The organism is Parashewanella tropica (assembly GCF_004358445.1).
GTDB classification, from domain to species: Bacteria; Pseudomonadota; Gammaproteobacteria; order Enterobacterales; family Shewanellaceae; genus Parashewanella; species Parashewanella tropica.
In genome coordinates this window covers 1,210,396-1,234,476 of record NZ_CP037951.1, presented here as the reverse complement: position 1 = coordinate 1,234,476, position 24,081 = coordinate 1,210,396, and the positions used below count along the sequence as shown (strand labels likewise).

At 39.8% G+C, this 24,081-nt stretch carries 21 protein-coding genes; 12 read left to right on the top strand and 9 right to left on the bottom strand.

Features of this window, described 5'->3' with window-relative positions; all coding sequences use genetic code 11:
- Positions 1–86 precede the first annotated feature (86 nt).
- The 4 genes from E2H97_RS05165 to rpoE are packed head-to-tail and all read right to left on the bottom strand — an operon-like array spanning position 87 to position 2,751.
- A complete protein-coding gene (locus E2H97_RS05165; protein WP_133406151.1) occupies positions 87–578 on the bottom strand; it encodes a SoxR reducing system RseC family protein in 492 nt (163 codons plus the stop codon).
- Between the two features lie 18 nt (positions 579–596).
- Positions 597–1,532: a MucB/RseB C-terminal domain-containing protein gene (locus tag E2H97_RS05160; RefSeq protein WP_425466801.1), complete on the bottom strand. Its 936-nt coding sequence runs from the start codon at positions 1,530–1,532 to the stop codon at positions 597–599.
- A gap of 8 nt (positions 1,533–1,540) precedes the next feature.
- The gene (locus E2H97_RS05155; protein ID WP_133406150.1) at positions 1,541–2,149 is read right to left on the bottom strand and encodes a sigma-E factor negative regulatory protein; all 609 of its coding nucleotides are present in this window, start codon (positions 2,147–2,149) and stop codon (positions 1,541–1,543) included.
- 23 nt (positions 2,150–2,172) lie between these two features.
- On the bottom strand, positions 2,173–2,751 hold the full coding sequence (rpoE, locus tag E2H97_RS05150; RefSeq protein WP_133406149.1) for an RNA polymerase sigma factor RpoE: 579 nt from the start codon (positions 2,749–2,751) through the stop codon (positions 2,173–2,175).
- Positions 2,752–2,937: 186 nt separating this feature from the next.
- On the opposite strand from rpoE, the gene nadB reads away from it, so the two are divergent.
- The 3 genes from nadB (at position 2,938) to E2H97_RS05135 (ending at position 8,840) form a co-directional block, all read left to right on the top strand.
- On the top strand, positions 2,938–4,539 hold the full coding sequence (gene nadB / locus E2H97_RS05145) for an L-aspartate oxidase (protein WP_133406148.1): 1,602 nt from the start codon (positions 2,938–2,940) through the stop codon (positions 4,537–4,539).
- A 157-nt stretch (positions 4,540–4,696) separates the two neighbouring features.
- Positions 4,697–7,108 carry a hypothetical protein gene (locus tag E2H97_RS05140; protein ID WP_133406147.1) on the top strand — a complete coding sequence of 804 codons (2,412 nt, stop codon included), beginning with the start codon at positions 4,697–4,699 and terminating at the stop codon, positions 7,106–7,108.
- 205 nt (positions 7,109–7,313) lie between these two features.
- On the top strand, positions 7,314–8,840 hold the full coding sequence (locus E2H97_RS05135; protein ID WP_133406146.1) for a hypothetical protein: 1,527 nt from the start codon (positions 7,314–7,316) through the stop codon (positions 8,838–8,840).
- A 24-nt stretch (positions 8,841–8,864) separates the two neighbouring features.
- Here E2H97_RS05135 and E2H97_RS05130 read toward each other — a convergent pair whose 3' ends face one another.
- The gene (locus E2H97_RS05130) at positions 8,865–9,341 is read right to left on the bottom strand and encodes a protein YgfX (RefSeq protein ID WP_425466800.1); all 477 of its coding nucleotides are present in this window, start codon (positions 9,339–9,341) and stop codon (positions 8,865–8,867) included.
- A complete protein-coding gene (locus tag E2H97_RS05125; RefSeq protein WP_133406144.1) occupies positions 9,274–9,522 on the bottom strand; it encodes an FAD assembly factor SdhE in 249 nt (82 codons plus the stop codon). Before E2H97_RS05125 ends, E2H97_RS05130 begins: the two co-directional genes overlap by 68 nt.
- A 181-nt stretch (positions 9,523–9,703) precedes the next feature.
- Here E2H97_RS05125 and E2H97_RS05120 point away from each other — a divergent pair, with 181 nt between their 5' ends.
- From E2H97_RS05120 to E2H97_RS05105, 4 genes are all read left to right on the top strand, one after another.
- Complete coding sequence (locus E2H97_RS05120; RefSeq protein ID WP_246029058.1) at positions 9,704–10,006, top strand: hypothetical protein; 303 nt, start codon at positions 9,704–9,706, stop codon at positions 10,004–10,006.
- Position 10,007: 1 nt separating this feature from the next.
- Positions 10,008–11,648 (top strand): PepSY-associated TM helix domain-containing protein, encoded by a 1,641-nt coding sequence (locus E2H97_RS05115; RefSeq protein WP_133406143.1) that lies wholly within the window; start codon positions 10,008–10,010, stop codon positions 11,646–11,648.
- Positions 11,645–11,875: a hypothetical protein gene (locus tag E2H97_RS05110; protein WP_133406142.1), complete on the top strand. Its 231-nt coding sequence runs from the start codon at positions 11,645–11,647 to the stop codon at positions 11,873–11,875. The genes E2H97_RS05115 and E2H97_RS05110 overlap by 4 nt, the downstream gene beginning before the upstream one ends.
- Positions 11,876–12,033: 158 nt before the next feature.
- A complete protein-coding gene (locus E2H97_RS05105; RefSeq protein WP_133406141.1) occupies positions 12,034–12,429 on the top strand; it encodes a hypothetical protein in 396 nt (131 codons plus the stop codon).
- A 95-nt stretch (positions 12,430–12,524) separates the two neighbouring features.
- Here the strand turns inward: E2H97_RS05105 and E2H97_RS05100 are convergent, their stop codons facing one another.
- Positions 12,525–14,843, bottom strand: a complete 2,319-nt coding sequence (locus E2H97_RS05100; protein ID WP_170308250.1) for a TonB-dependent receptor — start codon at positions 14,841–14,843, stop codon at positions 12,525–12,527.
- Positions 14,844–15,122: 279 nt separating this feature from the next.
- Here E2H97_RS05100 and E2H97_RS05095 point away from each other — a divergent pair, with 279 nt between their 5' ends.
- Complete coding sequence (locus E2H97_RS05095) at positions 15,123–15,518, top strand: DUF2721 domain-containing protein (RefSeq protein ID WP_121839833.1); 396 nt, start codon at positions 15,123–15,125, stop codon at positions 15,516–15,518.
- Positions 15,515–16,132, top strand: coding sequence for a trimeric intracellular cation channel family protein (locus tag E2H97_RS05090; protein ID WP_133406139.1), 618 nt, complete (start codon positions 15,515–15,517; stop codon positions 16,130–16,132). The genes E2H97_RS05095 and E2H97_RS05090 overlap by 4 nt, the downstream gene beginning before the upstream one ends.
- A gap of 413 nt (positions 16,133–16,545) precedes the next feature.
- Here E2H97_RS05090 and tyrS read toward each other — a convergent pair whose 3' ends face one another.
- Entirely contained in the window at positions 16,546–17,742 is a 1,197-nt protein-coding gene (gene tyrS / locus E2H97_RS05085) for a tyrosine--tRNA ligase (RefSeq protein WP_133406138.1), read from the bottom strand.
- A 350-nt stretch (positions 17,743–18,092) separates the two neighbouring features.
- On the opposite strand from tyrS, the gene E2H97_RS05080 reads away from it, so the two are divergent.
- From E2H97_RS05080 to E2H97_RS05070, 3 genes are read left to right on the top strand one after another with little or no spacing between them, the layout of a single operon-like run.
- Positions 18,093–19,475: a peptidoglycan DD-metalloendopeptidase family protein gene (locus tag E2H97_RS05080; protein WP_133406137.1), complete on the top strand. Its 1,383-nt coding sequence runs from the start codon at positions 18,093–18,095 to the stop codon at positions 19,473–19,475.
- 14 nt (positions 19,476–19,489) lie between these two features.
- Positions 19,490–20,596: an anhydro-N-acetylmuramic acid kinase gene (locus E2H97_RS05075; protein WP_133406136.1), complete on the top strand. Its 1,107-nt coding sequence runs from the start codon at positions 19,490–19,492 to the stop codon at positions 20,594–20,596.
- A 13-nt stretch (positions 20,597–20,609) separates the two neighbouring features.
- Complete coding sequence (locus E2H97_RS05070; protein ID WP_133406135.1) at positions 20,610–20,993, top strand: hypothetical protein; 384 nt, start codon at positions 20,610–20,612, stop codon at positions 20,991–20,993.
- Between the two features lie 62 nt (positions 20,994–21,055).
- On the opposite strand, the gene E2H97_RS05065 is transcribed toward E2H97_RS05070, so the two are convergent.
- Complete coding sequence (locus E2H97_RS05065; protein ID WP_133406134.1) at positions 21,056–23,662, bottom strand: TonB-dependent receptor plug domain-containing protein; 2,607 nt, start codon at positions 23,660–23,662, stop codon at positions 21,056–21,058.
- Positions 23,663–24,081: the final 419 nt, after the last annotated feature.

The window sequence follows — 24,081 nt, the reverse complement described above, 5'->3', positions numbered from 1 at the left end:
GGCTTTTAGACGAGGCGCATATAAGCTGCATTTTGAAGTAACACTATAAAAGGCTGAATTGTACCTGATTGCGGCAAAGATACCAATTAGGAGTTTGTCAGAGAAGTATTAATCGAATGACCAAGCCGTTCAATGATCACTGGGTTGGCTTCTTGCTCTAACTCTTTGGCTTTTTTACGTCCCAAAAACCACGCGATAACAGCTCCAAAACCTCCAAAGATAATGCTTGGAAGATCACCTGATTGAGAGCTGAAAGTGATTAAATCTAGTCGAACTAAAAACAGAGTTGCTAAGCTCGCCATAACAAAAAAGCCAGCCAAAGGTAACAAATACACCAAAGCGGCGGCTTTTAGAATAACTGACTCTGGCAAGCCAATTTTAACTAATTCATCGGGTTGCAGTTCAAGGTTGGTTTCAATCGAAAATACTTGGGTTTTAGGAGTAAAGGCTTTAGCCACTGCAGATGTTCCGCAAGAGTCTTCGTTATGGCAGCTATGACAAGCACTTTTACTTTCCACTTCCACCATAACCCAACCGTCTTTTACAGGAGAAACCACTTTGGCTTTTTCTTCCATCATAGTGAATTACTCGCTAATTCAGTCTTCTAAGCGCAGGCTTTTAGCAATTTCAACCAAAGTCTTAGATGGTGCTTGTCCAACGACAACCACTTCAGCATCACCTACTCGCTCTGTGACAATGGCCATACCGTTTTGCGATGTTAATTCACTTGGTAACTCTGTAGATTTAGGCTCTGAGATATAAACTGAAATATTAGCAATACCATCGGTTAAGCCAATATATTCTACAGAGTCTCTGCTACCAAATAATCTATGATGGTCACGTGTTTTTACTTTGAATCCTGTTGGTAACCAAGTAAATTTCCAGTTATACGCTTGTTTCTGAGCCCTAATCACTCGTGCTTGAGGCCACTGTCTTTTTATCGCTTCTTGTAAGATTTCTGGAGTTGAATCGAACTGACCAATTTCAACCACCATCAATTGTTGAAGAATTGTTTTTTCAGCACTCACAGTATCGAATCGAAGTGGCAGGAAACTTTCCATATCGAGCCAGACGCGATAACTAAAACGATTATTATCTTTGGATATAATGCGAACAAGTTGCCCGGGGCGACCTGCAATTCTCGCACGTCCACCAAGCACAAACTGATAACTCGGTTTTAAGACACTAAGATCATTGGTAAATGCGGCCGGCCAAAGCCCATCAATTCGTTTGGAAAAAATGCTGTAAGGAGCTTGGTCATGCTCGATAAAGGTAACGGTATTATCAATACGAACTGCTTTTTGTGGGGGGCCGTTAAGGTATTCAAGAAACGCAACTTCTTTGTCATCGACTTTATCATGTAAATACACAAGCGGGCGAATATGTCCTGCCTGAACTTGCACCATTGAAGCCTTATATCCTTGTTGATGTAAAGCTTGGCTCATATTTTCTAACCAAGCTTTGGCTGACATCTCTCCTTGTGCAAATGCGGGTAAAGCAACGAGAGACAATATTGTCAAAATAGTGCGCAAACTAACTCCTACTTAGGTGCAACTGAATCATCTGAATTTTGCGATAAATCACTATTACTATTCAACCTTTGTTGCAATAAATGATCTTGCAAATAGGCATTAATTCGGCGGCGCTGCTCTTGGATCTGCTCATTGTACTCTTGTGGGGAGACAGTTTGAGAACTTGGCGTAGCTTGTAAACTAACCGGAGAAGGACTTCCCATAATTGGCATAGTATTTAATACAGGCAGAGGATGACTCTCTTGCTCAGCCTGTTGGTAATTTTGCACACCAATAACCGCCATAACAGCAACTGAAGCCGCAATCGCATATTGGCCGACTTGTTTGAATAACGGCGTCACCTTAGAACTAGCCACTAACGCTTCTTTAACAGGAGCTTCAGTTACAACAGCTTGGGGGGCTAAAAGCTCAGGCTCGCTTTCTAAAGCACTGGCAATGTTTGCAGTTAAATCCAACGGCATGGCCTCTGGTAACTCATCACGAATTGCATCACCAATTAGATGATAATTACGCCACTTGTCTTGTGCATGGCTATCATTGGCTAGTGATTTTATTGCTTGCTCGTCTATGTCACCATCTACAGCAGCGGATAACCACTCTTGATCTAACTTATCCATTAGTCACCTATTTAAATTCCAGCCTATCTCTCTAAAAGAGGTTGGAGCATTTTATCTACAGCTTCACGGGCTCTAAAAATTCTTGAACGCACAGTTCCTACAGGGCACTCCATAATATTAGAGATATCCTCGTAACTCATACCCTCAAGTTCTCTTAGCGTTAATGCCATACGAAGCTCTTCTGGCAACGTATCTAGAGTATCAAAAATCACTTTTTTGATCTCCCCTGACAACATTAAACGTTCAGGAGAAGCAAACTCTTTTAACGCATCACTGCCATCGTAAAATTCAGCTTCGTCAGCATCAATATCATTTGCAGGGGCTTTACGCCCTTGTGATACCAAATGATTTTTAGCCGTATTAACCGCAATTCTATACAACCAAGTATAAAAAGCACTATCACCACGAAAGTTCGCCAGAGCTCGATAAGCTTTAATAAACGCCTCTTGCGCTACATCAGCCACATCCGCTTGATTTCGTACATAACGAGAAATCAAGTTAATGACTTTGCTCTGATACTTTTGAACTAACAGGTTATAAGCTTGCTTATCACCTCGTTGTATTCGCTCAATAATTTGTTGATCACTATTCTGTCCACTCATTCGAGCCGACTACTCCTCAATCTACTTACTGACAATATATAGTCGCTCGAAGTGTGTTTTTGCAACTTGCACTTCAATAGACATGCGTCTTTCTAATAAGTTCATCTAAAAATTAAAAAATTGCTACAGCAATCAAAATCTATTTGTTTTAACATTAGGGCCATGAATAAAACACCTTAAACCGGAATGACACACGCAAACGAACACCAAACCGATGTACTGGTTATAGGCAGTGGCGCAGCTGGACTAACCGTAGCATTACAACTTGCTGAGCAGTGTAAAGTAGTTTTAGTATCAAAATCAAAACTTTCCGAAGGTTCGACCTATTATGCTCAAGGCGGAATTGCCGCCGTTTTCGATGATGACGACTCTGTCGAAGCTCATGTTAAAGATACCATGATAGCTGGTGCTGGTCTTTGTGAAGAGTCCGCGGTTAGACATACGGTAGAAAACAGTAAGCAAGCGATCATGTGGCTTATTCAGTCAGGTGTGGCTTTCGACAAAGAGGCAGTAACTGAACCACAAGGTTCAGTATATCACCTTACACGAGAAGGCGGTCATAGCCATCGTCGCATTTTACATACGGCTGATGCGACGGGAAAAGAAATTCAAAAAACATTGCAGCAACGTGCGTATGAACACCCAAATATTCAAGTTCTTGAGCGCTATAATGCTGTTGATTTAATTTCCAGTAAAAAACTCAACCTAGCTGGCAATCGCGTTTTAGGTGCTTATATTTGGAACCGTGACAGTGAACAAGTCGAAACGGTTAAAGCACGATCAGTAGTTTTGGCTACTGGTGGCTGCTCTAAAGTCTATCAATACACTTCAAACCCTGATGTTTCTAGTGGCGACGGGATTGCAATGGCTTGGCGTGCGGGTTGTCGTGTGGCAAACATGGAATTTAATCAATTCCACCCTACCTGTTTATATCACCCTGATGCTCGCAATTTTTTGCTAACTGAAGCGTTACGAGGTGAAGGCGCTTTTTTACTTCGTCCTGATGGTACTCGTTTTATGCCAGATTTTGACGAACGTGCCGAATTAGCTCCTCGAGATATTGTTGCTCAAGCTATTGATTTTGAAATCAAACGCTTGGGTGTTGATTGCATGTATTTAGACATCAGTCACAAGCCTGCTGATTTTATCATTCATCACTTCCCTACCATTCATAAACGTTGTTTGCAGCTGGGTATTGATATAACAAAAGATAGAATACCCGTTGTTCCAGCAGCACATTACACCTGTGGCGGTGTAATGGTGGATAGCAATGGTAAAACCGATGTTGAAGGCTTATACGCAATTGGAGAAGTCTCTTATACCGGACTTCATGGCGCTAATCGTTTAGCCAGTAATTCATTACTTGAGTGCGTGGTTTATGCACGTTCCGCATCGACACATATTCTTTCGCAATTAGCTTCTTTATCTTTGCCGACTTCATTACCACATTGGGATGAAAGCCAAGTTTCAGATTCAGATGAAGAAGTTATCATCGCTCATAACTGGCACGAGTTAAGACTGTTCATGTGGGATTATGTGGGCATTGTTAGAACCAATAAACGATTAGAGCGTGCTCTTAGACGCTGTGAAATGCTGCAACAAGAAATTCAAGAATACTATTCTAATTTCCGAGTAAGTAATAACCTACTTGAGTTAAGGAACTTAGTGCAAGTGGCTGAGCTTATTATTCGATGCGCTATCGACCGAAAAGAAAGTCGAGGGTTGCATTTTAATGCGGATTACCCAGATAAGCAGCAAGGTTCAAAGCCTACTGTACTACACCCTTAAATTAGCATTCATAGACTCCAGCCGAATATCTGTAATAGTTTTCGGCTGGCTCTTCCGCTCCTCCTTCATACAGCTATATTTTCCAATCACTTAGCAATCTAAGCTCTTTCAAACTAACCTTAGTGGGATATGAAATACGAGGTTAAGGAGTGACGTTGTGCGTAATTTTCATGTTTGGATTTCAATAGTAAGCACTTTATTGGTAGTGGCATGTGGAAATGATAAAAATCATGACCAGCAGTTGGTATCAATCAAAGGCAAAGTATTCGATGATTACATAAATGGCGCCAAGGTTTGTTTAGACAAAACACGAAATGGAAAATGTGACCCAAACGAACCAACAGCAATGAGTACAGAAGGCGGGAACTTCACATTAGCTAATGTACCAAAGGCTCATCAAGAACAATATTCATTAGTCGCAGAAGTTTCCGTAAAAGCGGTTGATGAAATGAATGGACAAACGGTACCTAAACCCTACACAATGACTGCTTCTGCTGGCTCAGATGTTATCAATCCATACACTACTTTGATAGATAACCAAGTTACCCCAGCTCAACTTGGCAGAGCACTCAAAATAGAAGAAAACCAGCAAGAGTCCATGATGAAGATGCTTCAATCGGACTACATTGCACTTCAACAATCGCCTGAAATCACCCCTCAACTCAAATCAGAGCTTAACACTTTCCAAAAATTAGCTCGTATGACTGTAACTTTAATGGCTGAAAATATGGAACGTTTCAAAAACAGTAATACTGATTCAGTTTCACAAAAAGAAATAATGGGATTGGTTGCAGACAAAGCTTTGATGAGCATGGATAACCTCGTCGAAGAAATGAATTTTGTTGATCAACAAAATTCGAATAAATTCACATCAACGATGAATTTCAGTGATAAAACCATGCTATCAGGAATGATATCCATGGATGATGTTTCAGACCAAGTTGCAGTGCAAAAAGCAAGAAAAAATAGCACTGCCGTTAATGTTGCTGAAATGGCATTACACAGCTTAAGTGGTTTCAACACTTTCTATTCCGAAGTCACTGCTGAAGGTCCAAAATCAGAATACATGAACCTGAGTTTGAATCCGGTTAGCTTTAACGCCAATGTCAGCCGTATGCAGTTTCAGGGTAGCGAATTCTCACCAGCTTCTGAGCGAATTGGTGGTTTTTACTCTTTGACGGCGAGCGGCTGGAAACAAGTAAAAGGGGATTATCAACTTCAAGATCCGAAAGATAAAGAACGCTTCCCAATGCATAAAGAAGGATTTCCTGAGCTTGATGTTGAAATGCAAGTCCGTAAAGTAAATATTGAAAGTTTGCCTATTCGTTTAGTGCTGGATAAACGTTCATCAATGATGCTAAAAGAATCTCCCATTATGGATATGTGGGCTGCCAGTATTGCTGCTGATAAAACATTTTCATCTGGTTCGGTAAGCTTTGATATCAGTACCTCCAGTGTAAACGATGCATACTTACTAGCCGATGAAACGGATTGTGCCAACACTGATGAATTGTGTAACCAAGTCCTGCTTTTCGACAACAGCGGTACATATTCGCCTATACAAGAACTTACCCAAACCAAAACAAGCACCCCATCAAACGGGGATTTAAATAAACTAACAGGTGCTATTATCGCTTCAAATGGTAATCAATTCCTGGTTGCGGAATTACTAGATGACGGTAATGCAATTTATTACCAAATTTCTCCTAATGAGTCTGATCCTACATTGAAGAAAGTCACTCAGATAGCTGAAGGGAAATGGCAACAAAAAACGATTAATAATCGAGTTATGTATGTTATGCCATTGCCAATGAAGGTTATGAATTTTGACTACTCAAAGCGCAAACGCAGTACTCTCATTATGACTGAGTATCAAAACCAAGTGCGTCACGGTCAATATTTAGCTAAAGGCAGTATGGTTCGTGAAGATCTTATGGCATTTAATAAAAATGCCAAGAACGACATCATGGAGGCCATTGATATCAGTAAATTGAAAATTACGGGGCAACCTCCACTGACTTCACTTCCTGCACTGTGTCGTGTTGGAGATTCAATGAAGCTACCTTCAGGTCTGCCTGACTTATCCACGATTCGAAGTGACAATCAATATCAACATGCCGTTGACAGTTGTAAACCATTTAATAAAGCGACTCCCACATTATCAAACTCACAAGCAGAATCGGTGAGCAAAGCATCAAAATATGCAAACGATTTAATGAATTCTCAGATATCAAATACTGGAGGATATCGATTGTCTCGCTTTAATATGGATAACATGCTTGTAGAAGAAATAGATCTAGGCACTGACCTAACAGCTAACATCAAGCGATGGAACAAGGGGAACTTAACAACTCAACAAGGAAGCTATAATTTTATCACTCAAAGTAAAATTCGTATTGAGCTAAGAGATAGCAGTAATAATATCACTGAAGTTAAGACAATGACTTTCCTTAATTTAGCTAACGGTGTTATTACCGTAAAAGTCTTTACCCAGCAACCCGAATGGGCAGCAATCAATAGCGAACAAGGCATAGTGAGTACTGAAAGATTTATGCTTGCTATTCAGTAGCTATAAAGCCGACTCAAGTATCAATTACGTGAGTCGGCAATATATTCTTATCTAAATACTAAAATTTGATAACGATTTTATGAACCCTACCGCGCCAACCTTACATTGCTCAAAAATTAAACTTTGTCAATGGAAGCCCAAAAAGCTTTGATTCGCTGCATTTAGTATTATTCTTAATGTACCGCCCTGTAATGGATTAAATGACATGTTAGAAGGTGTTCCTAGTGTTGTAGGCCAAGCTAATGTGGCCTCCCTTAAATATGCACAAGCCTCTGAAAGGGAGGTTGAACTATTCTGTGATGCAGAAGAAGCAATTGAAGGCGGCGATTATCAAAGACTTGAAGACATTATTGAAGAGCCTGATTTCAATATCACAGTCCAAAACCAGCACGGTCAAACACTGTTTCACTTACTGTTCTCGATGGAATATGATGATTCCCAAGCAGTACCCTCAAAATTATCCCAAAACCGCAGACAAATGCTCCAATTACTTTTGGCAACACAAAATTCCACCTGCGCCATGTCTCTTGTAGATAAAGAAAACCATACTTTTGTACATACTTTATTTGAACACCCTTCAATGGTGAATAATGTCTTGTTACACGAAGTCTCACAAGCACAGCCTCAACTAATAAAAGACTTATCTGCTTGGGAAGCCCGTAACGGGGAGGCATTAATTAATGTAGGGTTTAATGCATTAATCAGGATTCCAGAAAAGAAGTCCCTCTTTGAAAGATTTTCGGCAAAATTAAAAGCATTCGTAATCACTATAAAAATTAGTATGTTACATAAATTTGGCTATTTGGATGAAGAGGAAGCTGACCGTGCTAAGCAAATAGTCGCAAGCATGGCAGCTGAAATGCCATTAATGACATGGAAAGATAAGGCAAGACTACTTGCAGAGCTGGGGTCACTGATTGATTCAATGACCAATCCATATGGTCATTTAAGACAACAAATACATGATGCTAATGGCAATGCCATTCGAGAATCCTTACAACCATCAACGGATGAGCCAACACTAGATTGCGATGATGATGAAGACTTTGAAGAAGTTGCAAGTAATGAAGTAACGGCCGAGCAACACAGAAATTCCTTCCAGCCCATTGCAACAACAGGGCAATTAGAGCCACAGGTGCTCACCTATGCCCCTGTTGAGTATTTGAGAGTCAACGGAATCGTTCGTCAAGATTTAGCATTTTTACATGAAGACAACCATGTCGATGAAAAAGATTTTCCAACTTTTATTGAGCAATTCAAAGCGAAACATCAAGATAACCCTACCCCCCAGATAGGCCTACTGGGCATAGAAGAGAGGTATTTAGGTCCCATAAAATTAGAAAATCATACTTTATTGATTATCCATGTTAATGAAAAAGTCATTATTGTAGACTCAAAATTTACAGGTAGATATACAGAAGCGGACAAAGTAATCCGAACGGGTATGCAATCAATCAATAACCATGATGATTGTACTCGCTATGCGATTGCAACAATTGTTGAACTATGTAGAACACTTGACCACCTTGATGACATGTCATCACAGCAAAAAGAAGCAGCAATAATGCAAGTACTACAGACAATGAATAAGTCATCTTTAAGACATCAAAATGTGGATGATTATTTAATCCCAGAAAGAGAAAGAAAACTAAGAGAGCATAACGAGGTGACCAGACAAATTGAACAACAAGAACAGGCGGCAAAACATCAAGAAATGGAAGCTGTTGATTAATTGGCTTAATATATAATCGAAAAATTACCGAACAGATAAAAGAATTCGACTCAAATGACGATAGTTTGAGTCCGGCAACATGTCTTTAAACACAAATACAGTTTCCACTCGCTTCAGTTTTCCTTTCGAATTTGCACTCATCAAATAAAACGCACAAAACCAATCAGAAACCCACAGCTTTTCAATCTTGTAAGTACTTACCGTATCAAATTTTCTAAATTCACCTAGCTCGCTTAATTGGAACGCCAGTTTCCATTGTTGTAATGCTTTGAACTCTTTGACTAAGAAAGCCAAACTGAGTGAAAACACCGTAACTTGGAATACGTTAAATAATAAAAGTTCTGTTTCAGGCCAAGCTACAAAGCTGGATAGGATAAGCGCAGCGAAACAAAGAAAAGCCATTCGCTGCATAAAAGAAGCCTGTAAAGAGAAACTATGGTTTTGGACGGCCACGGACAGTAATAACCATTTGAGCAAGCTCAGGATCTGGGCAGTCTTCATGCCCCATAAACCAAGCGAACAACTCAGGATCTTCACACTCTAACAAACGCACAAAAATCGCTTTATCTTGTTCTGACAGGTTTTCATAATGTGCGTCTACAAATGGTTGAAAAATCACATCCAACTCCAGCATACCGCGACGACAAGCCCATCTGACGCGAGCAATGTTCATCAATTCCAAAGCTTTTTCCTCAATATCCAAGATTGAGAGAAGTTTATCAGGTTAAAGCCCCGTAACAAAGCGCGCTTACCTTACCGTTACAAAACCCATTCATGCAAATACAAACCATTATCAATATTATTATTTACTCGATATGAGGTACGGTTTACCATAAGCCCAATCACGAATATGGAAAATCGTAATGACATCAACGACAAAACCAAATAGAAGAAGTAGTGTTGATAATAAAATCAGCCGTAATCTTGCTTCTTGCCTTATGGCATTTATTACTTCTGTGGTTATGATCCCCGGAATGACAACTTACCTCCCCTTTAAATTAGCCGATCAAATTGCTTTGCCTATTCTACTTTTTCCTTTTATTTGGATTGGCTTGTTTATTTATAGCTACCTAAGTAAAAAATCTTGGCATGCATGGGCTGTGATGCTTGTTATCACTATCAGCCATGCACTACTGAGCTATTTAGCGTTAAGCGGAGGCTTATAAAATGAAAAGTAGAACCATTAAAAAGCTCTTCAGCATTCACGCTTGGGTTGGCATCATCACGGGTATTTTACTGTTTGTAATTGCTTTTACAGGCTCACTGTCCGTTTTTGGTAAACCAGAATTAAAAATTTGGGCGAACCCCACCTACCCATCAGTTGAGCAAATGGATATGAAAAAAATTGAGCAATTGGTTAACCATTATGCTCAAGATATTCCAAAGCCGTATTTAGAAGAAGTGACCATCTTTTTACCCAGCATTCGTGGTTTTCAAAATCTCACTCTGTTTTATGAAGCACATAGCGGGATTGAGGACTCAGCTTCTGAAGCTAACAAAAAGCCAGAAGAGCGAGGTTATTTAATAGAGCTGGATCCTGTTACTTATGAGCTTGTAACGAAAAAAGAAGGCACCGCTGATGAACTCTTTGAATCCAGAGAGTATGGCATGGCTAACTTTATTATTGGCTTTCATGCTGACTTACATCTTGGTAGACCAATTGGTTTATTGTTGACTGGTGTTCTCGGGTTAACCTTATTACTCTCCGTCGTCACAGGTTTTATCATCCACCGCAAAAAATTAGCCCAGCTGTTTACCTTCCGTAGAGAGAAAAACACCACGTTAACTTGGAATGATGGTCACAAAATCCTTGGTATTTGGGGCATGCTATTTCATGGCATTATTGGATTTACCGGTGCATTCCTTGGGTTAATTATTGTTGTCTTGGTTCCTGCCGCCGCTTTTGTTAGCTTTGAAGGCGACCAAGATAAATTACTTGAAACCTTTACTGCAACGCCAGAGGTCACCGTTCAGCACATTGCCGCGCCTATGAAAATTGCAGAAGTATTAGAAACCGAAAAGACAACGGGTGGAGATAGAGAAATTGCTTCAATCACTATTAAAGAATTTGGTGATAAAGGCGCATTGGCATTAGTTAGTGTTTACGGTGGTAGCAGTATTGCCTTCCAAACTTCCGTTTATAACGCAGCAGATGCAACCTTTGTTGAACGCTATAGCAATTTAAGCAAAGTAGAAGGTTTTTCAGGACCCATTATCGACTTAATGTTCCCACTTCACTACGGTAACTTTGGTGGCATTTTAGTGAAACTGATTTGGACAATTCTTGGCTTATCGACCACATTACTGCCATTAACAGGCATGATGCTATGGATCAGACGCGGATTAACTTCAACCAATCCAGAATTCACTGAGAAGACTTACAAGCGCTTTAATCGCTTTATTCTTGGTAGTTGTGGCGGTGTTGTTCTGGCAAGTTTTGCATTATTCCCTGCTCAATTATTATTGGATAAATTGACTGCTATTGAAAACGTTGGCGCAGCGATGTTTTATGTATTCTTCCCAATTTGGGGCTTATGTACTCTGTTTGCTTTCTTTTATAAAAATGAACAACAAACCGCCAAACTATTTACTTGGATCACAAGCTTATGCTTAATCAGTATTCTTCCAATCAAACTGGCATTGTTTGGTTATCTGTCCAATGGTTCTAACATAAATCCTGTTGCCATTGGTGTAGACATTATTTGTTTATTGTTAGGTATTGGGATCTTGTATTTGTTAAAGCAGTTTCAAGCACAAAATGAAAACGAGCCTAATAACTTAACCATAGAGCAAGGAGTTAATGCATGATCACTTTATTATCAGTTCTATTGCTCGTTTTAGGTGTGGTAGCCATTCGGGAACACACCAGCTTTACCTCTTCCTCTAAACGACGATTATTGGGGCTTGCCTTACTCGTCTTATCAATGCTTTGCTGCATGGCTAGCTATGGGATTTTACGAGGTATTTTTGTGTGGTTAGGCTTATTGAGCTTAATCGGCTTTATTGTCACTTACTACACGAAAAAGCCGTCCTAAATATCTAACCACGATTAAAGGGAGTTGTTGAAAATCCAGCAGCTTCCTTGATCTCAAATTCACCATAACCTTCAATGACATCGTTAACTACATTTAATTTAAATAAACCTGCCAGACAGAATAAACTGTAACCACTTTTTTTATTGGTGCTGGTTTATATGTCTTATAAAATTAAACTTTTACTTTTAATTGGCCTAATTAGTAACACTGCATTAGCGGGGCAGTCTGATTATTTTAAGTACCCTACAGGTGGTGACATATTTCTTTATCAAGATTCGGCTGTACTTATACCATGCCAACCTAGAGACGACTCTTCAAATATATCCTCAATCACAGCAGTGATAAATGGTAAAAACATCCTATTGGATGATAGAGTCGTAAATGACGGTTTACCTAATGGCTTTCTTTACCGCCCTCCTTACGGCGTTGTAGTACAGGGTTATTACGGCAAAAACTTTTCCTTTAGCTGCATAATCACAGCCTACGATACGATTAAAGACAAAGACGTTAAACATCAATCGAAAACAACCAATATTACAATAGGCAATTGGTAACGGTTGAAGTTGTTGAAGTTGTTGAGGTTGTTGAGGTAAAGATACAAAAAGGAGCTCAACAGAGCTCCTTTAGATTCTATTCACCTTTGATAAGATTAGAATTCAGCAGTTAGATTTAATGAAAGCTGGCGCTCTTTACCAAACTCAAATGAACTACGACCACCAGCTCCTGCAGCTAGATAATCATCATCAAACAAGTTTTTAGCCGTTACAAATACACCAAAGTTTTCCCAGTTATAACCGAAACGAGCATTCACAATGGTTCTAGCGTTGGTTCGAACAGATGGTGCTTCACCATTGTGAACTAGTTTTGCAGCACTTGTATCTTGATAGTTAGCATTTATATTGGCAAAAACACCATCTGCATTACGGTAGGTGAAGCCCATGTTTGCCGTCCATTCAGGTGCTTTAGCAAATGATTGACCTGCATAGCTAATCGTCTCTATTTCTTTCTTTGAGTTTTCTACTTGTACACTAAAGTCTTTAAATTCAGATTTAGCCTGACCAAGACCTGCGTTAAAGCTAAACTCTTCATTTATGCTGTACGCTAGCTCAACTTCAAAGCCTTTTACTTGTGCTTTACCCGCATTACGAGTGTATTTATCGAAACGACCTTTGTTACCACCTTCAAGGCCATCGACTAGAACTTGCATGTCTTTCCAATCAAGAAGGAATAGGTTCGCATTTAAGGTTAAATCATTATCTAACCATGCGCTTCGGAAACTCAACTCATAGTTGTTTGTGTACTCTGAGTCATAGGTATAAATTTCGTTGCGCGCAATATTACGACCCACACCACCACTTCGATAGCCCTGCTGGAACGTAAAGTGAGTACTGATGTCATCATTGATAAAGTAGCTTACACCTAATTTAGGTAGCAATTTATTGAAGCTGTCTTCAACAGGGGCTTCATTACCTGAAGCATCTTTTGCAAATTTATGAACTCTTGCATTTAGTCCAGTTACAATTCGAGCTAGCAATGGATTTACCTTTGCGATTTTTTCAGGATCAGGTAAAGCATCTGTATTAGCGATGGTTACATCATTATCTGACTCTCGACGCTGCTTTTCATAGTCATAACGTAAGCCACCATAAATAGCGAACTGCTCATTTAATCGATAATTAAATTCGGAGTAAACCGCAGCAGAAGTCACTTCTTGATTTAAATGACCTTTGGCATTGATCTGAGCTGGGTCGAAGTTTTTGTATTGTGCAAGAACCACTTGAGCAAGGTGCTGAGGTAAACCAAGTCCACCTTTATCTCTAGGAGCAACCAATAAAGTAGGAACATTAAGTTCTGCAAGACTTAAAGAACGAGGTCCATGGAACTTGTCTTCCACTTTCAAGTTTGAGTAATAACCACCAAACACAAGATTTAGTGCATCGCCGTTATAAATCAAGCGTAATTCATGGCTTGTTGTAGTGTCATTACGGTCATCGATAAGGCGTGCTTTATCTTCTGGCCCAGTGTCACCGTCCCACTCATAACCATAATCAGCATTGAGATAGGTGCTAATCGCTTCCAAAGACCAGTCAAGGTTGAAGTCATAATTTACAGATAAAGTAACAATGTCATTTTCTGTGCGTTCATACGTTGGCGCATTGAAGTTGGTAATACGATTACTCGCGCTCGCGCCAGGGCCTTTTACCCAAGGTACACCAATTTCACTATCGTTATAGGTATAACTCAATGTTGCGCTTAGACCATCAATGGCCTCAGGCTCCATAAGCAGTTTCAAACGATAGGTTTGGTTTTCATTGTAATCAGACTTTTCATTACGGGTGATATTACGAACAACGCCATCATAGTGATTTTTTTCACCACTGAAACGGAATGCCATTTGGTTGTCAATAAGTTCACCGCCACCTGCAACGGCAATGTCACGTTGACCATGTTGGCCAACTGTAACTCTAGCCTTACCAGACCATTCATAAGTCGGTTGTTGAGTTGTGATCCAGATTGCACCAGCCAGTGCGTTACGACCTTGCAGAGTAGACTGAGGGCCTCGAAGTACTTCTACTTGTGATACATCCCAAACATTAAATCCACCTTGCTGGATCATACGATAAGGTAAAGCAGCGCCGTCAACATACACACTAGCAAGATAACTGTTACCACCACCAGATACGTTAAATGCATTTACACCACGGATACTGAAGTCACTACCAAAGTTACCAGCAACGTTAGGGATCTGATCAAGAACGTCATACAAGCTAACTAACTGCTCGTCTTCCATTTGTTTTTCAGTAACCACAGCCACACTGGTTGGAGTTTCTTGAAGTTCACGGTCAATTTTAAGACCAGTAACAACAATACGTTCGACTTTGTCTTCTTCTGCAACAACAGCTGGTGCAGCAATAACTGATGCCATTAACCCGAGTTTAATCACACTTGCTAGATATGTTGGTTTCATTTTCCCTTTACCATTATCAGTAATGTTAACTATTATCATTTCGATTATAACAATCAACCACATCAAAATGGAATCAATATTTCATTCCGTATAAAAAGTAAGGGTTTGTTTTCATGATGAAAAAAATAGAAATAGCTTTATTACTCCACTTTAATTTTTAAGTAATGTAATTTGCCAATTTTCGTGAAGATCGTCGTAATAACAATAGTTAACAATGAACTGTAATAAAATTACAGGTATAATCCTCTAACTGCTAATTTGTTTATGGAGAGCTCTATTTTGCTAGAAAATGTTCATATTTCTTTGACCACTCCAGCATTACTTTTTCCTGCAATTTCATTGTTGTTGCTGGCTTACACTAATCGCTTTTTTTCTTTAGCCGCTCTAATTCGCAATTTGAGCGATAGAGAGAAACCCGTAAACAGTGGTCAAATAAAAAATCTTCACAAACGAATTGCCATTATCAAACGAATGCAAGAGTCAGGCGTCTTGGCCTTTGCCTTTTGTGTATTGTGTATGATCTTAATTTATTTTGGCTTTGCTCATATTGGCTCACTCGTTTTCGGTTTCAGCTTAATGCTGTTGCTATACTCTTTATTGCTTTCGGTAATTGAAATTCGAATTTCAGTTGATGCACTAAATATCCACCTTGAGGAAATGAGTGAACATAAATGAGTGAGTGGATTTATTTCTTTGATCTTTGGGGTACGGCTGTTTTTGCTCTAACTGGCGCGTTAGCAGCTGGTCATCATCGAATGGACCCATTTGGTGTATTGGTCTTGGCGGGTGTTACCGCTGTTGGTGGTGGCAGTATCAGAGATGCTTTATTAGGAACAACGCCCGTTTTTTGGTTACAAGATCCTACTTATATCTTGATTGTACTTGCGACAGTTATTGCGACGATCATTTTTAATCGCACCAGCCCCAACGCCCCTTGGTATGTTTTACCTATTGCCGATGCACTAGGGTTGGCTTTATTTACCATCATTGGTACTGAAAAAGCCTTAAGCCTAGGTTTAAGCAGTATTTCAGCAGTAATCATGGGAGTACTTACAGGTGTAGGAGGAGGCATTATTCGAGATGTTCTATGCCGACAAGTGCCCATGGTGCTCAGAACAGAAATTTACGCTACTGCATCCATAGTTGGTGGAATCACATACTGTTTGTGCTTATCCATTTCAATCGATCATTTCACTTCAATGTGTATTGCTATGAGCTGTGCCTTCGCGATTCGCTTAGCGGCAATCAAATGGCACTTATCCTTGCCTGCTTTTGATTTGAAGAGATAACTAGGGGCTGTTGGTCTTTCGTGCTTATTTTTGCAGCGATAAATTGGTTATCTTATGCAAGGCGGAGTTTGTGCGGTGTGGTTGTTCCACATAAACAAACGATAACGTAGCAGAAGTGACCAATTTACGCTGTCTTCGATGCTTTGAGCACTTCCTGTTCTGTGTTGTGACCAGATTACTTAGATTACTAAGCTTCACTGCTCACGTCTTGAACAGGCAAGCGCTCAATAGCAAAAAATCTAATCCAGAAAGATCAACAGCCCCTAGGTTTACGAAGTTATCTAAATTCAATAGTGTGAACGACAACAGAAACGCACATCCATGTGCTAACGACCGTGACCTCCTGTCACGGACGGTTGTCTTATCACACTATTGTTTTACTCAGGTCGTATTCGGTACTGCCCTTCGGCATTTTATTTCAACGTAACCTTAGCAAATTTACGCTTACCCACTTGGAAGATACCTTGCTCACCAGCCGTAAACACTTGCTTAGCATCAGCCAACTTTTCACCATCAAGTTTTGCTGCACCTTGTTTAACCATACGCATGGCTTCTGAGGTTGAAGCAACAAGCCCAGCTTCTTTTAGTAAGTTAGCTAAAGCAATACCTTCGCCAGCTTCAATATCCATTTCTGGAATGTCATCTGGCATTGCACCTTTTTGGAAACGATTAATGAACTCTTGATGCGCCGCTTCTGCTGCTTGTTCGTCGTGGAAACGAGCGATGATTTCTTTAGCTAGCAAAATCTTAATATCGCGTGGATTCGAACCCGCTTCAATTTGTTGCTTAAAGCCTTCAATCTCTTCAAGTGGACGGAATGACAATAATTCAAAGTAACGCCACATCAGCTCATCTGAAATCGACATGATTTTGCCAAACATTTCGCCTGCTGGCTCACTAATACCGATATAGTTATTAGCAGACTTAGACATTTTCTTAACGCCATCCAAGCCTTCAAGCAATGGCATCATGATCACGGTTTGTGGCGACTGACCTTCTGCTTTTTGTAGTTCGCGCCCCATGAGTAGATTGAACTTTTGGTCTGTACCCCCTAGCTCTACATCAGACTTAAGTGCCACTGAGTCATAGCCTTGCAGTAGAGGATACATAAATTCATGGATGGCGATAGGCTGACCTGAACCGTAACGCTTTTTAAAGTCATCACGTTCTAACATACGCGCAACGGTTAACTGTGAAGCCAAGCGGATCATACCAGCTGCTCCTAATTCTTCTAACCAGCTAGAGTTAAATTCGATACGAGTTTTAGCAGGATCGAGGATTTTAAACACTTGCTCTTTATAGGTTTCCGCATTATGTAAAACTTGTTCTTTCGTCAGAGGAGGACGAGTACTATTTTTACCTGTTGGATCGCCCACCATACCAGTGAAATCACCAATAAGGAAAATCACTTCGTGGCCAAGCTCTTGGAATGTTCTCAGCTTATTAAGAATAACTGTATGACCAAGATGAATATCAGGTGCGGTTGGGTCTGCGCCTAATTTAATTTTTAACGGTCGCCCTAGTTTCAATTTTTCAATTAAATCTGCTTCTAGTAGGATTTCATCAGTCCCACGTTTAATTTCTGCCAATGCTTTGTTTAAATCAGCCATTGCGCCCACGACCTCTACGAATTTCGTCTCAAAAATAAAAGACAGTAATGTTACTTGTTAGCCAGAACAATTGAAAGTGTGTATACTCAAAGCCATTATTTAGGCATTTTGAGCCATAAAATTTTTCGAGCTACTCTTGAAATAAAATAAGTAAACTATTTTAATTGGACGTAACAAAGAAAAATAGAGCTATCAAGCTCATAAAAACAAATTGCAGGGTAACATCGTCTTTCATTGTTGTTATTTGAGCATTAGATCACGAGTAAATCTTTGGGAACTCGCTGCAATCGGTGAACTTAGTGGCTAACACTATTCATGTTTTAAAAGATACATAGTGGAAACTCGAGTTGATGTTACGGATTTTTAAATTAGTTCATTTATTGCCAACTGTGCATAAAGTAATCTTAGCTATACTGCTAAGCATTTCTTTGATCATCATTTTACTTCCATCAGAAGAAGCGCAGGCGTCCCGACAAACACCTTCAAGCCAACTCGAAACTAATACTCTATATTCGGTTCCTCTTGCTTTTAGAACTCCAGAACCTCCAAAAGAAATTACAGTAAAACCGAAAGCTGTTACTCAAGCTATCGAATCCGTACCACCTGAAGTGCTTCAGCCTAAATTGCAAAAGGGCAAGCTGTTTAAGGTTCGCTCTGGTGATACATTAGCTCGCCTATTTAAGCGCAGTGGGTTAACTTCAAGAGAAGTGTATGAGATCACCCAGTTGTCGTTAGCCAAAAAAAATCTGCTAAAAATTTTACCGGGTGAGAACATTGAGATTTTCAAAGACTCTGAAAATCGTTTTGCCAAACTCAGCTATATCATCGACCCAGTTACCACTCTAGTAATTAGTAAACAAGGCGATAATTATCAGCAGCGCCTTGATAAAAAGCAGGTAGAAACCCGTACTAAATTTGCTACAACAGAAATTAAAACTAACTTCTGGAATGCAGGAGTTGATGCAGGGCTTACACCCAATCAAATTATGCAACTTGCAGGGATTTTTACTTGGGACGTGGATTTTGCCTTAGACATTAGAGAAGGTGACAGTTTTGCTTTAATTTTTGAGCAAAAATATGCTGACGGTGATTTTCTTGAAAATGGTAATATTTTAGCTGCTGAGTTCATCAACCAAGGCGATCGCTATACCGCTGTTCGATACAGTAATGGGCAATACTACTCTGAAACGGGTCGTAGTATGAAAAAAGCCTTTATCCGCTCGCCAGTAGATTTCACTCGCGTAAGTTCGAACTTTAATCCAAGACGACTTCACCCTGTAACTGGCCGAGTTAGACCTCACAACGGAGTGGATTATGTCGCTCCTGTTGGCACGCCAATTAAAGCAACTGGCCGCGGAAAAGTCATCGCATCTTCATACAGTAAGTACAATGGTAATTATGTATTCATCAAACATAATGACACCTACACCACTAAATACTTACACCTTAAAAAACGTAAAGTGCGAAAAGGACAGAGTATAAAACAAGGGCAAATCATTGGTACTTTAGGTGCAACAGGTCGTGTCACTGGCGCCCATTTACACTATGAATTTATTGTGAATGGTGTGCACCGTAATCCTAGAACCGTGAAGTTGCCAAAAGCTGACTCAATCAACAGAAAACAAAAAGCTGATTTTCTTAAGATCAGTAAAGTTCTGATGGCACAGCTTGAACACAACAAACAGTTACATATTGCCGGTTCGCCATTATCTTCTGAGCCTGTCAGTAACTAAACTGAGAACACCTTATGCCCTCTTACTTTATTGGATTAATGTCGGGTACAAGTATTGATGGAGTCGATGCAGTACTTGTCGACTTTACCCAAGAGCAGTATCAAGTAGTTGCAACCTATACCCAACCCTTTCCAAAACATCTATTCAAAGGTCTGCAAAGGCTCAGCCAACCGGGTAATGACGAAGTCAATCGCCTAGGTAGATTAGACCGTCAAGTAGCCGATGTATTTGCTGATGCGGTTAACGGTTTACTAGAACAAAACCAAATTGATAACTCTCAAGTTATTGCTATTGGTAGTCACGGACAAACCATCCGTCACATGCCTAATTTAGAAAATAGTTTTAGTATTCAAATTGGTGATCCCAATACCATTGCAGTTAAAACAGGCATTGACGTTATTGCTGATTTTCGCAGAAAAGATATTGCACTCGGTGGTCAAGGCGCACCTCTTGTTCCTGCATTCCATCAACAAGTTTTTACGTCAACGGATAAGCCGAGAGTTATTCTCAATATCGGAGGCATTGCCAATATTACATATTTATCTGCTGATGGCTCACCTGTTGTCGGATTCGATACCGGCCCAGGAAATGCGTTAATGGATTCTTGGGTAAGAGAACGCCTTGAACAAGACTATGACAATAATGGCGAGTGGGCTGCAAGCGGAAATACGGATGAAGCATTGTTAAATCATTTGCTGTCTCACACTTACTTTTCACAACCCTTTCCTAAAAGTACGGGTAAAGAATTATTTAGCCAAGCATGGTTAACACAACAGTTAAGTGAATTTATCCACCTTCCCGATGAAGATATTCAATCGACACTACTCGATTTAACTTGTATCAGTATCAGTGATCAGATCAGTAAATTATCACCGACAGGTGAATTGTTTGTTTGCGGTGGTGGGGCTTTCAATTGTGAAATGATGAAGCGCTTACAAGCACTACAACCAAGCTACCGAGTCTCAACCACCCGCGAACTAGGGCTTGATCCTAAATGGGTTGAAGCTGTCGCCTTTGCATGGTTAGCTTATCGCTATAAACAAGGATTATCCGGTAATTTACCTGATGTCACTGGTGCGTCGCGTTCTGCTATTTTAGGGGCATTATTCCCTGCAAAATAAGATGTTTAAATTTATGCCAAAGTCTATTATTGCACTTCTCTTGTGCTATTTTGCCATTACCGCAGCATGTTTGATTAAACAAGTTGCAGTGATTTTTTCTATTGTACTTATCGTGCTGGCCATTGCCATTATAGGTAAACAAAAAGCGGCCTTATTAATGCTGCGAGTGTTTACTGGGTTACAAGTACTTGCAATTAGTTTCTTACCTTATGCTGCTTCACAAGCCAATGAATCCATATTCAAGTTACTTGAGTTGAATTTATCGATTTCGACAACGGCTGAATATACCATTTTAGGAACTTGGACTTTATTTTGTATTTTCCAAGTTTGGGTGTCTATCAACCAAAACGTTGCTAAGTGGTTTAAAAATAAAAACACGTTTAATGTAGTGGGTTAATAAAAAAGAAAGGCTCTAAATCATGATTTAGAGCCTGGTAAGTTATAAACTTCTATTTGAACTTAGAACTTATACGACGCATTCACATACCAAAAGCGACCTTGCCCGCTGTGCGTATCCGTAGAGAATCCCATAAATTCGTTATAAACAAATGGTGGCTTCTCATTGAATAGGTTAGTTGCACCTAAGGTAAGCACTGTATTCTCGATACCAAAATAACTCACAGCTGTATCAATAGTTATCATTGCATCAACATCTTTTAAGGTGGTGCCATCTTTTTGCTTTCTAACCGACGAATGCTGCTTAAACGAACCAATATGGTTAATTGCAAGGTTCGCTTTTAAGTCGTTATAACTCCAGTCAGTATTAATTCTTGCTCTGAACTGTGGTAAATCAAAATCACCAACCTCTTTACGAACTTGACCTTTACGACGTTCTTCAAATTCAAGAATGTAGTTCAAGGTATATGAGACTTTGAAATCACCTGCGCCAGTTTCAAATAGATAGTTCGCATTGAAATCGATACCCGATGTATCTAAATCACCAATGTTTCGGAAACTGTCATTGATAGAAACAATTTCACCTGGATCGTTTGGAATTGACGTTGGAGTACGTTTAACGACCTTAGGATCAAGACCTTCAGTGCTCAAGACATGCTGAGTATCAGAATCAATGATGTTCTCGATTTGATAATTGTAGTAATCAATAGAGAAGTCGATTTGATCCGTCAGGTTATAAATCAAGCCCAAGTTGTAGCTTTTTGATTCTTCAGGTTTTAAGTCAGGGTTACCTTGGAAAACTGCGGTGTACTCAAAGCCTTTACAAGGATCGATCCCAGACGGTTGCGCTCCAATCGCATCACAACGTAATGTATCAATCAAGGTTGGCGACTCATCAGTGCGCCCTAAACCTAGCTGGTGCAGCGAAGGAGCACGGAAAGCGGTTCCGTATGAACCACGAACAGAAAGATTGTCCATTGGGTTCCATAAGAATGAAACTTTAGGATCTGTAGTAGTACCAAAATCGCTATAGTCTTCATGACGAACAGCAAGCTGTACTTCTAAAGTGTCTAGGACTGGTATTGCAACTTCTGCGTAGATAGCGGTATTGTCTCTGCTGCCTTGAGCTTGTGTTGCTTCTGTACCAAAGATTTCCCCTCGAATGTACTGATCATCTGGGTTATCAGAAATAGACTCTTTACGATATTCAGCACCCACTGCCAGCATCAAGTCTCCGTGTTCCATTTCCATTAATGGACCTGAAATAGTTGCATCAACAGACTTCATGGTCGACTTACCGACACGATTAGTCGTCGTCTCAATAAAATCTAAGGTTTCTTGAGAGTTTTTTGATGGTTCAAATGGATCGAAAGAACCATTATCAATAGCTTCTTGAACACGACGTTTATTCGGGAAACCATCGACACCACGTTCTACCGATTGAGACTTAATGAAGTTATAAGCCACTTCCCATGACCAATCATTGATTTCACCTTCAAGACCAACAATCGCACGATAATAATTTGAATCAACACGCTTTAGACGGTTACCAATGTCTACCATACGACGACGCATAGTTAGGTCTTTTCCGTGAAACTCATGATTAGGTTGATCTGCAAACGGGTGATTTGGGTTATCACCAGCCATAGTGAGTTCATTAAAGCTTGGGCTACCCGCACCTTTAACAACAGTACGAGAATTCTGACCGTTTAACTCAGCAAAACCTCGAACACTGTCATTAATTTCATATTTTCCCATGTAGTTAAAACTGAAACGTTCAGTTTTAGGGATCATAGACATATGCGGAGCATAATCATAACGACATAAGTTTCCAACTATCTGATCTTCAGGGCACTTATCTTTACCGAAGGTATCGGGAATACGATTGCTTGGATCAGATCTTAAAGCAATGGTACCAGGAAAACCGGAAGAGCTTCTAAAGTCAGTCGCATGCTTATCGCCTGTTCTGGCTTTTTGATTAGCCGTTTTAGAGAAACTGCGATCACCGTAAAGGACTTCTTCACGATTAAAGTAATCTAAAACAAAAGTATGCTTACTATTCTCAGCTTGGTTACCCCAAACTAAACTCAGATTCTGCTCTTCCCCACCTTTAGGTGTTGAGCCATATTTAGCACTGATTTGTGCACCATCAAGATCGTCTTTTAAGATGACATTAATAACGCCAGCAATAGCATCTGAGCCATAAATCGCACTAGCACCGTCTTTTTGAATATCGACACGTTTAATTGCAGCAATCGGAATATTGTTTAAGTCAACGTATGCGGTATCAATACCCTTCGCAAAAGGGCTTACCGAAACACGACGTCCATTTACCAAGATTAAGGTTGAGTCAGCGCCCAATCCTCTTAATGAAACACTTGAGCCACCATTAGAGGTGTCATCACTGCTGTTACCTTGTGTAGAGAATGTCCCTGTACCAGCAATAGGCAGTTTAGCTAAAGCACCAATCAAATCAGTTGCACCGCTATCTGCTAAATCCTGTGCTGTCAAAGTGGTTACGGGCGTAGGCCCTTCCATATCAGTTCTTTTAATGTGAGAACCCGTAACTTCGATTCTTTCAACTGCTTCATTTTCATTATCAGCTGCAAATATTGGTGCTGATACAGAAAGAATAGAAGTTGCTACCACTAGTTTTTTTAACTTAATCATCCGTGTCCCTTTTGATTGATAAGAGTACAGCTTTACCTCTTTGATATATTTATTTTTTTACATCGGCCATTATCAATACCACAACCAAAAGTGAATGAATAGTTAAAAGTGAAACAAAAGTTAAATATGTTAAATATATAATCACTTAATTTGAGCGCTCATGATCTTATCTGATTGAATAGTTTGTGAATTGATACAAAATCATCTCCCCCCTCATGTCAAACCCACAGTAGCTCAACCTTTGTTAAAAATTTACAAAAAACAAAATCAAACTCTAATTCATAGGGTTTTCTAACAAAACAAAGTAACAAGATTACAAAAAAGAAACAAAAAAACAGATTGTTTTACCCACCCTATTTGACCTCAACTCCCAATAATTATATTTTAGTCAATCTTGCTGCATATTTATTTATGCTCTA